This window comes from Roseixanthobacter pseudopolyaromaticivorans (assembly GCF_043195145.2).
In the GTDB taxonomy this organism is placed as follows: Bacteria; Pseudomonadota; Alphaproteobacteria; order Rhizobiales; family Xanthobacteraceae; genus NCEH01.
In genome coordinates this window covers 4,675,042-4,690,153 of the sequence record NZ_CM195539.1, presented here as the reverse complement: position 1 = coordinate 4,690,153, position 15,112 = coordinate 4,675,042, and the positions used below count along the sequence as shown (strand labels likewise).

The following is a 15,112-nucleotide window of genomic DNA, read 5'->3' as shown; positions in this document are numbered from 1 at the left end:
GCAGATCTTGCAAGGCAGATCTTGCAGGACCGAAAGCATCGCGCGCACGCTCCGGCCAAGGCCCGCGAGCGCCGCGCCGGCGCCGAAACCGGGGCCGGCGATTTGCCGATCGCGCGGCCCCGCTCCGCGCGCATGGGCCCTTTCCCGATCCATGCAAGATTAGAGCTTTGCCCATCCCGCGCGCACGCGGTATTGCTGGAAATCTAATCGATTAAGAGCCGAATCTTCACTTCGGTCGGAAAGGGGAGTCATGTCCAACGCCATCGATCTCAATGGACGCTGCGCTGTCGTCACCGGAGGGGCCCAGGGCATCGGCCGCGCCGTGGTGGAGCGCTTCCTCGCCTCCGGCGCCAAGGTCGCCATCTGGGACCGCGACGCCGGCCTGGCGCAGAGCGTCGCGGACACGCTCGGCCGCGACAAGGTGGTGCCCGTGGCGGTGGACGTGACCAGCCTCGCCGAGGTGGAGCGCGCCCGCGATGAAACCCTCGCCGCGCTCGGGGCGATCCATATCCTCGTCAACAATGCCGGCATCGCCGGACCCAATCATAAGACGTGGGACTATCCCGCCGACGCCTGGGCGCAGGTGATGGCGATCAATCTCAACGGCCCGTTCAATTGCTGCCGCGCCGTGGTGCCGGGCATGATCGCCCAGAATTACGGGCGCATCGTCAATGTCGCGTCCATCGCGGGCAAGGAAGGCAATCCCAACGCCTCGGCCTATTCGGCCTCCAAGGCCGGCGTGATCGCGCTGACGAAATCGCTGGGCAAGGAACTGGCGGATTATGATATCGCGGTGAATTGCGTCACCCCCGCCGCAGCCAAGACCGCCATCTTCGACCAGATCAGCGAACAGCACATCGCCTACATGCTCTCGAAGATTCCCCGCAACCGCTTCCTCAAGGTCGACGAAGCCGCCGCCACCATCGCATTCGCCGCCTCGGCGGACTGCTCTTTCACCACCGGCGCGGTGTTCGACCTGTCGGGGGGACGCGCCACCTATTGACCAGCAGCGCCGCGCGGGCCGCGGCGCCGGGAAGCCTTCCATGAACATCGCCGGACACAAGGTGCAGGTCTCGGGGCGGCGCGATTCGACGCTCGTCGGCATCGGCCTCATGTGCCTGGCGGTGATCTGCTTCGCGCTCAGCGACGCGACGGCCAAATGGCTCAGCGGGCACGTGAACGTGTTCGTCGTGGTGTGGGCGCGCTATGTGGTGCAGTTCGTACTGGCGCTTCTGGTGTTCAATCCCTGGACCGTGCCGGGGCTGATGCGCACGCGCCGGCCGGGGCTGCAATTGTTCCGCTCCGCCTTGCTGTTCGCCTGCACCGCACTCAACTTCTACGCCCTGCAATATCTGCAGCTCGACCAGACCGTCTCCATCATGTTCTCGACCCCCTTCTTCGTCGCTTTGTTCGCCGGGCCGATGCTGGGCGAATGGATCGGGGTGCGGCGGTGGGCGGCGATCCTGGTGGGCTTTGCCGGCATCGTGCTGGTGGCGCGGCCGGGCGTGGGCGGCATCCATCCCGCCGCCCTGCTCTCGCTGGCGGCGGCGGTCTGCTATTCGCTCTACGGCATCACCACGCGCATGCTGGCGGCGACCGACGCCTCCCAGACCACCTTGTTCTATTCCTCCCTGGTGGGCGCGGTGGTGGCCTCGGTGCCGCTATTCTGGGTGTGGGAAACGCCGCACGAGCCGATGGTGTTCGGCGCCATGCTGGAATTGGGCGTGGTGGTGGGCGCGGGGCATTTCCTGCTCATCCTCGCCCACGCCCGCGCACCGGCGGCGACGCTCTCGCCCTTCATCTACACCCAGATCATTTCCATGATCGTGCTCGGCTGGCTGATGTTCGGCAACCTGCCGAGCGGATGGACGCTGGCGGGCGCGGCGGTGGTGGTGAGTTCGGGAATCTATCTTCTCTTGCAGGAGCGAAAAGACCGGGCGCGCAAGACCCTCTATGCGACGACGCCCGAGTGAGGAAACAGGGAAAAGTCCCGCCGCTTCCTCGCTTTCGTCAAAATAGGCCTTATGCTGCAAGGCACAGAGTTCGGATCGTCATCCATGCCCGCCCCCCATTTGCTCGTCGTTGAAGGAAATACCGCAGACGCCCGCGCCCGCCAGGTGAAGTTCGGCGGCGAGGCGGCGAGCGAAGGGTATGCCCGCCTGCTGCGCGACCTTTGCCCCGGTGCCGTGGTCGATATCTGCTATCCGGCGGACCCCGGTGCCAATCTGCCCGACGCGGGCGGGCTCGAGGGCTATGACGGCATCGCCATCACCGGCTCCTCGCTCAACATCTACAATGGCGGCCTGCCCATCGAGCAGCAGATCGAACTGCTGCGCACCGCCTTCACCACCGGCACGCCGGTGTTCGGCAGTTGCTGGGGCCTGCAGCTCATCACGGTTTCGGCCGGCGGCGTGGTGCGGCGCAATCCGCGCGGGCGGGAGGTCGGCTTCGGCCGCCGCATCCGCATGACCGAGCATGGCGCGCAGCATCCCATCTTCATCGGCAAGCCGCGCGTGTTCGAGGCCATGACCGTGCATCTGGACGAGGTGGAAACCTTGCCGGAGGGCGCGCGCCTGCTGGCCACCAACGATCATTCCCAGGTTCAGGCCGCCGAAATTCCGGCCGGCGCCAGCACCGCCTGGGCGGTGCAATACCATCCCGAATATCCGTTCCGGGAAATGGCCGCCATCTTCCGTCGGCTGAGCCCCTCCCTGGTGGCGGAGGGCTTCTTCCAGGACGAGGAGGCCCAGGAGAGCTTCATCGGCGATCTGGAAACCCTGGAGCGCGAGCCCGGCAACCAGCCCCTGGTCTGGCGCCACGGGGTGGACGGGGCCGTGATCTCCAAGGATCTGCGCACGGTGGAGATCCGCAATTGGATCGAACAGCTCGTGCTTCCCACCCGCGCGGCGCGCGGGCGGGGCTGACGGCGCCGGCGATACCCCAACCCTCCCCTGCAAGCGGGAGAGGGAATTGACGCACGCTCGGAAAGGTATTGCCAGTTTTCTGACGGGGAATTGGTCCGGATCGACCAGATCAGCGGCTGGGCCAGATCCACCGACCTCGGCGCACGCTAGAGCTTCGCCGCCAGCGCCTGCGCCACCTTGGAGGCCGGCACGCGCCCAAGCGCGGCTGTGATGTCCCGCCCGGCTGCGGAGAGCTTGTCCAGATCCACGCCGGTCTCGATACCCAGGCCGTCCAGCATATAGACCAGATCCTCGGTGGCGAGATTGCCGGAGGCGCCCTTGGCATAGGGGCAGCCGCCGAGCCCCGCCACCGCGCTGTCCACCACGGCGATGCCGAGATCGAGGCACGCCAACACATTGGCGAGCGCCTGTCCGTAAGTGTCGTGGAAATGCACCGCCGTGCGCTCCACCCCGATGGCCTCGGCCACCGCGCCCGCCATGGCCTTCGCCTTGTCCGGCGTGCCGACGCCGATGGTGTCGCCGAGCGAGATTTCGTAGCAGCCCATCTCCACCAGCGCGCGCGAGACCTCCACCACTTTCTCCACCGGCACCGCGCCTTGATAGGGGCAGCCGAGCACGCAGCTCACATAGCCGCGCACCGCGATGCCGGCGACGCTCGCCGCCGTGAGGACCGGCACGAAGCGCTCCAGGCTCTCGGCGATGGAGCAATTGATGTTGCGCTGGCTGAACGCTTCCGAGGCGGCGGCGAACACCGCGATTTCGGAGACGCCGCTCTCCAGCGCCCCCTCGAGCCCCTTCATATTGGGCACCAGCGCCGGATAGCGCACGGTTTCGCGCGGCCGGATGGCCGCCAGCACCTGCGCCGTATCCGCCATCTGCGGCACCCATTTGGGGGAAACGAAGCTGCCCGCCTCGATGGTGGTGAGGCCGGCATCGGCTAGCGCCTCGATAAGCGCCACCTTGGCGGCGAGCGGAACGGTGCCCGGCTCGTTCTGCAGGCCGTCGCGCGGCCCCACCTCGACGATGCGCACCCGCGCCGGCCGCCTCACGCCACATCCTCCAGCACCAGCAATTCCGCGCCTTCGTCCACGAGATCGCCGACGCCGAAGGCGACGCTCTTCACCCGCCCGTCGCGCGGGGCGGTGACCGTGTGCTCCATCTTCATGGCCTCCACCACCACCAGGGCCGTGCCCTTGGTCACCTCTTCCCCGGCGCTGACGGCGACGCGGATGATCGTGCCCGGCATCGGCGCCACAAGGCGGCCGGCGGTGCCGGTGGCCTCGATGCTGGCGAGGCGCGGGTCGATATGGTCGAGGCTGCGCTCGGTGCCGGCGGAGAAGATGGTCAGCCGCGCGCCGCTGCGCACCACACGGGCGCGGGTGCGCACGCCGTCCAGCCGGGCGATGAGGCCGCCGTCCTCAGTGCTCGTGCCCTCCACCGCCATGCGGCCGCCTGGCAGGTCCAGCAGGAAGCCGCCGTCGGTATAATGGGCGCGCACCGGAATGCGGGTCTCATGGTCGGCGAAGGTCAGGTCCACGAACGCGGAGCGGTTCAGCCGCCAGCCTGGCGCGAGGCCCCAGGGCGACCAGGGATCTGCGGGATCGGCCGCGGCGGCGGAAATCCGCGCCTCGTCCAGCAGCAGGAACAGAGCGGCGAGCGCCAGCACCCGGTCGTCCACCGGCATCGGCGCCGGCAGGAGCGTCGCGCGATGCCGCTCGATGAAGCCGGTGTCCAGCTCCGCCGCCGCGAACGCGGGCTCGGAAACGATGGCCTGGAGGAACATGCGGTTGGTGGGCAAGCCCACCACTTCGGTTGCCGCCAGCGCCGCAGCGAGCCGGCCCAGGGCCTCGGTGCGGTCGGCGCCCGAGGCGATGATTTTCGCGATCATGGGGTCGTAATGGATCGACACCTGATCCCCGGCGCGCACGCCGCTGTCCACCCGCAGCCCGGCGAGATCGAACGGCAGGCGCAGATGGTCGAGCCGGCCGACCTGGGGCAGGAAATCGCGCGCCGGATCTTCGGCATAGAGCCGCACCTCGATGGCATGGCCGATGAGGGGAATGTCGCCTTGCGCCAACGGCAGCTTTTCGCCACGCGCCACCCGGATTTGCCATTCCACCAGATCCTGCCCGGTGATGGCCTCGGTGACGGGATGCTCCACCTGCAGACGGGTGTTCATCTCCATGAAGAAGAAATCGTCGCCCTCGGCGATGAATTCCACCGTGCCCGCGCCCACATAGCCCACCGCCTTGGCGGCATCCACCGCCGCCTTGCCCATGGCCGCGCGGCGCTCCGCCGTGAGGCCGGGGGCCGGCGCCTCCTCCACCACCTTCTGGTGGCGGCGCTGGATGGAGCAGTCACGCTCGTGCAGATAGACCGCATTGCCGTGGGTATCGGCGAACACCTGCACCTCGATATGGCGCGGCTTAGTCAGGTATTTCTCGATCAGCACCTGATCGTCGCCGAAGGCGTTCTTCGCCTCGCGCTTGGCGGAGGCGAGCGCCTCGGCGAATTCCTCGGCCGCCCGCACCACCTTCATGCCCTTGCCGCCGCCCCCGGCGGACGCCTTGATGAGCACGGGATAGCCGATCTCGCCGGCCTTGCGGGCGAGCAGGGCTTCGTCCTGGTCCTTGCCGTGATAGCCGGGCACGAGGGGCACACCAGCCTGTTCCATCAGGGCCTTGGCCGCGCTCTTGGAGCCCATGGCGCGGATCGCGGAAGCCGGCGGGCCGACGAACACGATATCCGCCCGCGCGCAGGCGTCCGCGAACTCCGCATTCTCGGACAGGAAGCCGTAGCCGGGATGGATCGCGTCCGCCCCGCTCATGCGCGCCGCATCGAGGATCGCCTCGATCCTGAGATAGCTCTCGCGCGCCGGGGCGGGGCCGATGGGATAGGCCTCGTCCGCGCGCTCCACATGGAGCGCACGGGCGTCGGCTTGCGAATAGACCGCAACGGTCTTCAGCCCCATGGCTTTCGCGGTGCGCATGATCCGCACCGCGATCTCACCCCGGTTCGCCACCAAGAGGGTGCGGATGGGTCGGGTCATGCTTGTCCCCATTCGGGTTTGCGTTTTTCCAGGAAGGAGGAGACGCCCTCGCGGCCATCGGTGCTGGCGCGCGCGCGGGCGATGCGCTCTGCGGTGTCCGCGATCAGATCGGGGGTTAGCGGCCGGTCCACCGCCGCCACCAGCTCCTTCGCCGCCTTGAGCGCCGCCGGGCTCGCCGCCTTCAAGGCCTTGAGATGCTGGGCGATGGCGCCGTCCAGCTCCTCCGCCGGCACCACCTGGTGCACGAGGCCGAGCGCAAGCGCCGTCTGCGCCGAGAAGCGCTCGGCGGTGAGGAAATAGCGCCGCGCCTGCCGCGCCCCCATGGCTCGCACCAGATAGGGGCTGATGACCGCCGGGATGAGGCCGATGCGCACCTCGGTGACGGCGAATTCCGCTTCCGGCACAGCGACCACGATGTCGCTCGCCGCGATCAGCCCCACCGCCCCGGCGAAGGCCGCGCCCTGCACCCGCGCCAGCGTCGGCTTGGGGCAGGTGTCGATGACGTGGATGAGATGGGCGAGCGTGCCCGCATCCGCCACGTTCTCCTCGTGGGAATAGCCGGCCATGCGGCGCATCCAGTTGAGGTCCGCCCCGGCGCAGAAGGATTTGCCATTGGCGCGCAAGACCACGGCGCGGATCGCCGGGTCGCTGCCGGCATGATGATAGGCGGCCGTGAGCAGGGCGATCAGGCCGTCGTCGAAGGCGTTGTGCACCTCCGGCCGGTCGAGCGTGAGGGTGGCGATGCCGTCTTCATGGGAAACGATGAGGCTCATGGACCTGTTCTCCGCCGGTAGGATGTTCCGTGGCGGACTTTGGCCGAGCGGCTGTGACAGGCGAGATACAGCTCCGCCCAAGATTGGGGACAGCCGCCGGCGGGCGTGGAAATTTCGCTCACATGCGGAACACGCCGAAGCGCGTCTCCCTGTCCGGCGCATTGAGCGCGGCGGAGAGCGCGAGCGCCAGCACCATGCGGGTGTCGGCGGGGTCGATCACCCCGTCGTCCCAGATCCGCGCGGAAGAATAATACGGGTGGCCCTGGCGATCGTACTGGGCCTGGATCGGCGCCTTGAAGGCGGCCTCCTCCTCCGCCGGCCAGGTGCCGCCCTTGCCCTCGATGCCGTCGCGCTTCACCTGCGCGAGCACGTTCGCCGCCTGTTCCCCGCCCATCACGGAGATGCGGGCATTGGGCCACATCCACAGGAAGCGCGGATCGTACGCACGCCCGCACATGCCGTAGTTTCCGGCGCCGAAGGAATTGCCGATCACCACCGTGAATTTCGGCACGCTGGCGCAGGAGACCGCGTTCACAAGCTTCGCGCCGTCCTTGGCGATGCCCCCCGCCTCATATTTGCGGCCGACCATGAAGCCGGTGATGTTCTGCAGGAACACCAGCGGGATATTGCGCTGGCAGCACAATTCCACGAAATGCGCGCCCTTCAGCGCGCTCTCGGAAAACAGGATGCCGTTATTGGCGATGATGCCCACCGGATAGCCGAAGATGCGGGCAAAGCCCGTCACCAGCGTCTGGCCATAGAGCGGCTTGAACTCGTCGAACTCCGAGCCATCGACGATGCGGGCGATGATCTGGCGCACGTCGAACGGCTTCTTGGGATCTTCCGAGACGATGCCGTAGATCTCTTCCGCATCATAGAGCGGCGCCTTGGGCGGGCGGATGTCGAGATCATGCCGCTTCACCCGGTTGAGATCGCCGATGATGGTGCGGGCGATGCCGAGCGCGTGGGCATCGTTCTCCGCCATATGGTCGGCGACGCCCGAGACCCGCGTGTGCACGTCCGCACCACCCAGTTCCTCGGCGGTGACCACCTCGCCCGTCGCGGCCTTCACCAGCGGCGGGCCGCCGAGGAAGATGGTGGCCTGGTTCTTCACCATGATGGACTGGTCCGCCATGGCCGGCACATAGGCGCCACCGGCGGTGCAGGAGCCCATGACCACCGCCACCTGGGCGATGCCCTCGGCCGACATATTGGCCTGGTTGAAGAAGATGCGGCCAAAATGCTCGCGGTCCGGGAACACTTCGTCCTGGTTGGGCAGGTTCGCGCCACCGCTGTCCACGAGATAGACGCAGGGCAGGTGATTCTCCCGCGCGATGGCCTGGGCGCGCAGGTGCTTCTTCACCGTCATGGGGAAATAGGTGCCGCCCTTCACCGTCGCGTCATTGGCGACGATCATGCATTCGCGGCCGGAAACCCGGCCGATGCCGGTGATGATGCCAGCGGCGGGCACATCGCCGCCGTACATGTCATAGGCGGCGAGTTGGCTGAGTTCGAGAAAGGGCGAGCCGGTGTCCAGCAGGGTACGGATGCGGTCGCGCGGCAGCAGCTTGCCCCGCTTGAGATGGCGCTCGCGCGCGACCTCCCCGCCGCCCTGAGAGATGCCCTCCACCTTCTCGCGCAGGTCGCTGACACTGGCGAACAGCGCTTCGCGATTGCGGTGATAGGCTTCGGAGCGGCGGTCCACCGCATCCTCGATGATCGCCATGAGGCCTCACCCCTGAGTGTCGATTGCGGAAGAAGGAACGCCGGAACGCCCTGCCGAAAAAGCGGGCGGAACCTCGACGCGTCGTCCTCCCGTGCCGCTCGTTGTCGGCTTAGAAACGATCGTACGTTTTTTTATGAGAACCGCAAGGACAAATCAGGCGCGCGCCTTGCGCTTGGCGCGGGCGGGCGGCACCTCCGCCGCAAGGAGCGGCGCTTCAAGAGACGCGGCCAGCGCCTGCGGCGCTCCCGGCGCGACGCCCTGGGTGACGAGGTTGCCATAGATCTCCACAAGATCATCCTGGCTCAGCCGCCCGTCGGGCCGGTACCACATGCAGATCCCGGTGAGCATGGAAATGATGGCGTAGGTGGAGACCTTCGGTTCGCGCACCTGGAACACGCCCTGCGCGGCGCCCTCGCGCAGGATCTGCTCCAAGAGCCCCTCGTAGCTGCGCCGCATCTCCACCACCACGGCGCGGTGCTCGTCGTCCAGCGAGCGGATTTCCATGTTGGCGATGAAGACATGGGCGCGCCGTGTCATGTGATAGCGCAGGTGAAAGCCCACGAATGCCTTCAGCCGATCCAGCGGCGTCTCCAGCCCTTCCAGGGCCTCGCGCGCCTTGGCTGTGAGGTCTTCCATGTGATCGCGCACGATGTCGAACAGCAGGCTCTGCTTGTTCTCAAAATACTTGTACAGCGAGCCGGACTGCAGACCGACTTCGGCAGCGAGCTGCCGCAGGCTCATGGCCTCGTAGCCGTGCTTGTAGATCAGCAGCACCCCCGCCTGGCGGATCGCCTGGGCGGTGCGGGCACCGTTGGAACCGACTGTACGCGCCATCTTTTTCTCAATTTGCAATCGCGCTCTTGGGCGCACGATCCTCGGACATCGGCTGGGCCGCCTACCCCGGCGCCCCGCCTAGAGTGAGCGCAGCGCGGCGGGGACGCAAGACGCACGCGGCCAAAAATGGCCTTGACCGCGAGAGAAAAAGAACGTTCGATTGTTTCCTGAAAACCCGACGGAATGATCGGGACCGGCGCGCCACGCCAAGACGGCCGCCAATGACGGGAGAGACAGCATGACCAAGGCTCGGATGCGCCTTCAATCTTTCTGCATCAATATGGCATGGGACGCCCGTCCGCTGTAGTGGACCCACCCTTCCTCGTCGATGAAACCTGTATCGCCCAGAATATAATAGTCGCCACCGAACTGGAATCGCGTCTTTGTTCTGGCATCGTCCTTGAAATAGGATCGGAACCAAAACAAGGGCGAGCGTTCCACATCGATGGCGAGGATGCCTTCGGAGCCGGCGGGCAATTCGTCGCCGTGCTTGTCCAGCACCGCGAGGGCGAAGCCGGGCATCACGCGGCCGACCGAGGAGCGGCGGGAGGAAGCGGGGTCGTTGGGGTCATATTTCATCCCCACGATCATGCCGGTTTCGCGGTGTCCATATTGGTTGATCAGCGGCACTTCGAGCTTCTGCGTGACCCAGGAAATGACGTCGGGCGGCAGCGGTTCGCCCCCCACAGTGACCATGCGGATGGCGAAGGGCGATGTGGCGTCGTTCGGATCGCCGCGCCGCCACGCCTTGATCTGGGAGGGGGCGGCCGTGAGGTTGGTGACGCGGAACTTCGACAGCACGCGATAGCCCTGCGAGACATCGTAGGGCCCATCGCAGAACAAGATCGAACAACCGATCAGGAGAGGACCGATGAGACCGTAATAGATGCCGTATTCCCAGCCCTGGTCGGCCATGTTCCAATAGACGTCGTCATCGCGCACATCCATTCCGATCCGCATATATTGCTCGATCGCCGCCAAGGCCCGAACCGGCGTCAGAAGGCCCAGGCGAGCCTCCACGAAGCTCGGGGCATAGGTCATGGTGAAGGGGTCGTTCGCGCCGTAGGTTTCAACCCCTTCGAGTGGCTCGGATGCATAGATGGACGACCAGAACTGGGTCACCTTGCCGTCGATCCGGTTGATCTGATCGCCTTCGATCAAGCAGACGAAGGTCTTCTCGTTGATGTAGCGGGAGGCGCGATCGATCAGGAACCGGTTCGCCACCACGGCCTTGACGCCGCCGGCTTTCAGCCGGGCTTCGACGGCCGCCGGCGAATAGGTGGAAAACAGCGGCATGTAGACGGCCCCGATCCGCCAGATGGCGAGCGCCGTGATGACCAGTTCCATGCCCTTGGGGAGCAGGACGGCGACCCGGTCGCCCTTCCTGATGCCCGCCGCCGAAAGAACACGGGCAAATCGAGATGAATATTCCGCGAGCTTTCCGAAGCTCAATTCTGAGGTCTGGCCCGAGACCGTCTCGTGGATCATCGCGGGATGGGCGCGTTTTACAGCCAGGTGCCGGTCGCACAGCAGATGCGCCAGAGGAATCTTGCTGCCGCTGTAGCGGCCTGGATGCGCCGCAGGGCGGGACATATCCTCCTCGATCGGAAGGCGGGCGGCGACTTGGCCTTTGCCGGCCACGAACTTCGAGAAGAACGCGCCGAGGGAATAGCATCGGTCGCGGGGGTCGTAGGCCAGCAGGGTCTCGAAGACCAGGGTCGTTGCGAGCCGATGGGCCGTGGCCTTCGACAGGCCGGTGCCCTGGATCAGGTCGGCGAGGCGGACGGGATGCGGGGCGGCATTGGCCACCACCCGCAGCACGGAGATGGCCCGCCCAAGGCTTTGCGCGCCCTTGGGCGCGGTCGGATCAAGTTCGTCGTTCATGTCCTACAATGTGAGACAAAAAGGTGCATGTCGCAATATTTCGGATGTCCATATGCGATGTCCCTTGAAAGAAGCAAACGTTCGCTAGATAATCAATCCAATTCATCTCACAATGTGGGATGCGGCCAAAGAAGCCACCCGCTCATATGCGGAATTCGGGAGGGGAACATGTCGACAGGCAAGGGTCCTGGCGCGTCCGTCGCCGACTCGTCGTTGTTGAATGTCGATAACATTTCGCTGCGCTTCGGCGGCCTCAAGGCGCTGAGCAACGTCGGATTTTCCGTCCGCAACGGCGAACTGTTCTCCGTCATCGGTCCAAATGGCGCTGGAAAGACGTCTTTGCTGAACTGCATTTCCGGGCGCTACTCGCCGCAGGAAGGCCGCATTGCGTTCGACGGGCAGGACATCACCCGCCTGAAGCCGAACAAGCGCGCCGCCGCCGGCATCGGCCGCACGTTCCAGAATCTCGCCCTGTTCCACCACATGAGCGTGCTCGACAACATCATGGTCGGCCGCCACCATCTGCTGAAGAACAATTTGTTCACAGGCGCGATCTACTGGATCGGCGGCGCGCAGAAAGAAGAGCTGGAACACCGCAAGGCGGTGGAGGACGTCATCGACTTTCTCGAAATCCAGCACGTGCGCAAGGCCACCGCCGGCACCCTCTCCTATGGCCTGCGCAAGCGCGTGGAGCTGGCGCGCGCCGTCGCCCTGCAGCCCAAGCTGATCCTGCTGGATGAGCCCATGGCCGGCATGAACCTCGAAGAGAAAGAGGACATGGCCCGTTACATCGTCGATCTCAATGAAGAGTGGGGCATGACGATCATCATGATCGAGCATGACATGGGGGTGGTGATGGACATTTCCCACCGCGTGATGGTGCTCGATTTCGGCCGCAAGATCGCCGAGGGCCTGCCCGCCGAAGTGCTGGCCAATCCCAATGTCCGCAAGGCCTATCTCGGCGAGGAAGACCTTGTCGTCGAGGATGAGCCCCTCCTCCAGGCCGTGTCCGCGTGAGGCAGTCATGAGCGTGAACAGCCCCGCCTCCGCTTTGCCCGACGTGGCGATCTACGACACGTTTCCCAAGCTGCTCGCGCTCAATGCGCGCCAGCACCCCACGGATACCTGGCTGCGCGAGAAAGACCTCGGCATCTGGAATGCCTATACCTGGCAGCAGGTGAACACCCGCGTGCAGAACATGGCCCTCGGCCTGCTCGATCTTGGCGTCGCGCGCGGCGACGTGATCTCGCTGCTCGGCGACAACCGGCCGGAATGGCTGATGGGCGAGATCGCCATCCATGCGGTCGGCGGGCAATCGCTCGGCATCTATCGCGACGCGCTGGCGGACGAGGTCGCCTATCTCGTCACCTATGCGGGCGTGGCGATCATTTTCGCCGAAGACGAGGAACAGGTGGACAAGCTCCTCCAGCTGGAGGAGCGCATCCCCACCGTGCGGCACATCATCTATTCCGACCCGCGCGGCCTGCGCAAATACGAGGATGCCCGCCTCGTGTCCCTGGCGGACCTTGAAGCCCGCGGCGCGGCGCGCGCGGCGGCGGAGCCGGAGTTCTACGAACGCCTCGTCAATCAGGGCTCGGGCGCCGATGTCGCGATCTTGTGCACCACGTCGGGCACCACCTCCCATCCCAAGCTCGCCATGCTCACAGGCGGCGCCGTGCTGCGCCATTGCGCGGCCTATCTCGCCGCCGACATGCGCGGGCCGGACGATGAATATGTCTCCGTGCTGCAGATGCCGTGGATCATGGAGCAGATCTACGCCTTCGGTCAGGCCCTGCTCTCCCGCATGAAGGTGAACTTCGTCGAGGAGCCGGAGACCACCATGGCCGACATGCGCGAGATCGGACCGACCTTCGTGCTGTTCGCCCCGCGCGTGTGGGAGCAGATCGCCGCCGACGTGCGTGCGCGCATGATGGATGCCTCGGTCCTCAAGCGGGCCATGTTCGACTTCGGCATGAAGCTCGGCCTCGCGGCGCTCGATCGCGGGCAGCGCTCCAAGCTCGCGGACTTCATCCTGTTCCGGGCCCTGCGCGACCGCCTCGGCTTCTCGCACCTGAAATCGGCGGCCACCGGCGGCGCCGCCCTAGGGCCGGATACGTTCCGCTTCTTCCTCGCGCTCGGCGTGCCCATGCGCCAGCTCTACGGCCAGACGGAACTGCTGGGCGCCTATACCATCCACACCGCCAGCGACGTCGATTTCGACACGGTCGGCGTGCCGATGAACGGGGTGGAAATCCGCATCGACGATCCCGATCCCAACGGGCTCGGTGAAATCGTCACGCGCCACGGCAATACATTCACCGGCTATTACAAGAATCCGGAAGAAAGCGCGAAGTCGTTCGTGGATGGCGGCTGGATGCGCACCGGCGATGCCGGCTTCGTCAATCCGCGCGGCCATCTGGTGGTGATCGACCGCGTGCGCGACATGGCGCAGACCGCCCATGGCGACCGTTTCTCGCCGCAATATATCGAGAACAAGCTGAAATTCTCGCCCTATGTGGCGGAAGCGGTGATCCTGGGCGACGGGCGCGAGCATCTCGCCGCCATGATCTGCATCCGCTTCCCCATCGTGTCCAAATGGGCGGAGAAGAACCGCATCTCCTTTACCACCTATACCGACCTCTCGGCCAAGCAGGAGGTGACGGACATGCTCCGCCGCGAGGTGGAGCAGGTGAACAAGACCTTGCCCGAGAAGCAGCGCATCTCGAAATTCCTGTTGCTCTACAAAGAATTGGACGCGGACGACGGCGAGCTGACACGCACCCGCAAGGTGCGGCGCGGCGTCATCAACGAGCGCTATGGCGAGATCATCGACGCCATGTATCGCGGCGATCCGAACATCGACGTGGACACCACCATCGCCTTCCAGGACGGCACGAAACAGCGCATCCGCACCACGCTCAAGGTCATCGACCTGAAGCTGGCGCCGACGGCTTCCACCTCCGGCAAGAAGAGGGCCGCATGATGCGCCGTTCCAGCTCACACACTCAGCAAGCGGGAGGCGTGAAGTGACCTTTCAGCTCTTCATCCAGCTCTGCATCAACGGCCTCATCATCGGCACGCTCTATGGCGTGGTGGGCATGTGCTTCGTGCTCATCTACAAGGCCTCCCAGGTGGTGAACTTCGCCCAGGGCGAATTCCTGCTCATCGGCGCCTGGGCCTGCTGGTGGCTGCTGACCTATTGGCAGATCCCCTTCATCTGGGGCTTCCTGATCTCGCTCGCCTTCATGATGCTGTTCGGCCTGGCGCTGCAGATGCTGGTGCTGCGGCCGCTGATCGGCGAGCCGGTGATCTCGGTGATCATGGTCACCATCGGCCTCAGCATCTTCTTCCAGGCGCTGATGAAATGGATGTTCGGCACGTTCGCGCAGCCGTTCCCGCCGATCTTCGCCGTCAGCAAGGTGGATATCTTCGGGCTCCAGGTGCAGAGCGCCTATCTGATGTCCACCGGGGTCAGCGTGCTGATCATGGCGGGCTTCGCCTGGTTCTTCAAATATTCCAAGATCGGCCTCGCCATGCGGGCCACCGCCTTCAACCAGCAGGTGGCGCAATCGCTCGGCATCTCGGTGCGCCAGATGTTCGCCCTCTCCTGGGGCATCTCGGCGGCCGTCTCCGCGGTCGCGGGCGTGGTGGTGGGCATCGTTAACGGCGTGTCCTCCGCGCTCTCGTTCTTCGGCATCAAGGTGTTCCCGGCGGTGATCCTCGGCGGGCTCGATTCGGTGTTCGGCGCGGTGGTGGGCGGGCTCATCATCGGCCTGCTGGAAAACATCGCCCATTATTTCGACAGCCAGTTCCTGCACTGGGGAAACCTGTATGAAATCGTTCCCTTCTACGTCCTCATCATCATTCTCATGATCAAGCCTTACGGCCTGTTCGGCACCCGCGACATCGAGAGGGTCTAGCG

The 15,112-nt window shown here is 65.6% G+C and carries 12 protein-coding genes; 6 read left to right on the top strand and 6 right to left on the bottom strand.

The genetic code is table 11. The features are described from left to right. Window positions 1-250 precede the first annotated feature (250 nt). From V5F68_RS21850 to V5F68_RS21840, 3 genes are all read left to right on the top strand, one after another. The gene (locus tag V5F68_RS21850; protein WP_394015302.1) at window positions 251-1,003 is read left to right on the top strand and encodes an SDR family NAD(P)-dependent oxidoreductase; all 753 of its coding nucleotides are present in this window, start codon (window positions 251-253) and stop codon (window positions 1,001-1,003) included. A gap of 40 nt (window positions 1,004-1,043) precedes the next feature. Beyond that, on the top strand, window positions 1,044-1,973 hold the full coding sequence (locus tag V5F68_RS21845) for a DMT family transporter (protein ID WP_394015303.1): 930 nt from the start codon (window positions 1,044-1,046) through the stop codon (window positions 1,971-1,973). 84 nt (window positions 1,974-2,057) lie between these two features. Next, on the top strand, window positions 2,058-2,924 hold the full coding sequence (locus V5F68_RS21840) for a type 1 glutamine amidotransferase (RefSeq protein WP_394015304.1): 867 nt from the start codon (window positions 2,058-2,060) through the stop codon (window positions 2,922-2,924). 146 nt (window positions 2,925-3,070) lie between these two features. On the opposite strand, the gene V5F68_RS21835 is transcribed toward V5F68_RS21840, so the two are convergent. From V5F68_RS21835 to V5F68_RS21810, 6 genes are all read right to left on the bottom strand, one after another. Then, window positions 3,071-3,973, bottom strand: coding sequence for a hydroxymethylglutaryl-CoA lyase (locus V5F68_RS21835; protein ID WP_394015305.1), 903 nt, complete (start codon window positions 3,971-3,973; stop codon window positions 3,071-3,073). After that, complete coding sequence (locus V5F68_RS21830) at window positions 3,970-5,973, bottom strand: acetyl/propionyl/methylcrotonyl-CoA carboxylase subunit alpha (protein WP_394015306.1); 2,004 nt, start codon at window positions 5,971-5,973, stop codon at window positions 3,970-3,972. The genes V5F68_RS21835 and V5F68_RS21830 overlap by 4 nt, the downstream gene beginning before the upstream one ends. Continuing rightward, window positions 5,970-6,746 (bottom strand): enoyl-CoA hydratase/isomerase family protein, encoded by a 777-nt coding sequence (locus V5F68_RS21825; protein WP_394015307.1) that lies wholly within the window; start codon window positions 6,744-6,746, stop codon window positions 5,970-5,972. Before V5F68_RS21825 ends, V5F68_RS21830 begins: the two co-directional genes overlap by 4 nt. 118 nt (window positions 6,747-6,864) lie before the next feature. Next, window positions 6,865-8,472, bottom strand: coding sequence for a carboxyl transferase domain-containing protein (locus V5F68_RS21820; protein ID WP_394015308.1), 1,608 nt, complete (start codon window positions 8,470-8,472; stop codon window positions 6,865-6,867). A 153-nt stretch (window positions 8,473-8,625) separates the two neighbouring features. After that, window positions 8,626-9,306 (bottom strand): TetR/AcrR family transcriptional regulator, encoded by a 681-nt coding sequence (locus tag V5F68_RS21815; RefSeq protein WP_394015309.1) that lies wholly within the window; start codon window positions 9,304-9,306, stop codon window positions 8,626-8,628. A 261-nt stretch (window positions 9,307-9,567) separates the two neighbouring features. After that, the gene (locus tag V5F68_RS21810) at window positions 9,568-11,190 is read right to left on the bottom strand and encodes an AMP-binding protein (protein ID WP_394015310.1); all 1,623 of its coding nucleotides are present in this window, start codon (window positions 11,188-11,190) and stop codon (window positions 9,568-9,570) included. Between the two features lie 168 nt (window positions 11,191-11,358). On the opposite strand from V5F68_RS21810, the gene V5F68_RS21805 reads away from it, so the two are divergent. Genes V5F68_RS21805 through V5F68_RS21795 form a run of 3 tightly spaced genes read left to right on the top strand, consistent with a single transcriptional unit; the run spans window position 11,359 to window position 15,110 of the window. Next, window positions 11,359-12,207 (top strand): ABC transporter ATP-binding protein, encoded by an 849-nt coding sequence (locus V5F68_RS21805; protein ID WP_394015311.1) that lies wholly within the window; start codon window positions 11,359-11,361, stop codon window positions 12,205-12,207. Between the two features lie 7 nt (window positions 12,208-12,214). Further along, window positions 12,215-14,173, top strand: a complete 1,959-nt coding sequence (locus V5F68_RS21800) for a long-chain fatty acid--CoA ligase (RefSeq protein ID WP_394015312.1) — start codon at window positions 12,215-12,217, stop codon at window positions 14,171-14,173. 43 nt (window positions 14,174-14,216) lie between these two features. After that, window positions 14,217-15,110, top strand: coding sequence for a branched-chain amino acid ABC transporter permease (locus tag V5F68_RS21795; RefSeq protein WP_394015313.1), 894 nt, complete (start codon window positions 14,217-14,219; stop codon window positions 15,108-15,110). The last annotated feature ends 2 nt before the right edge of the window (window positions 15,111-15,112 follow it).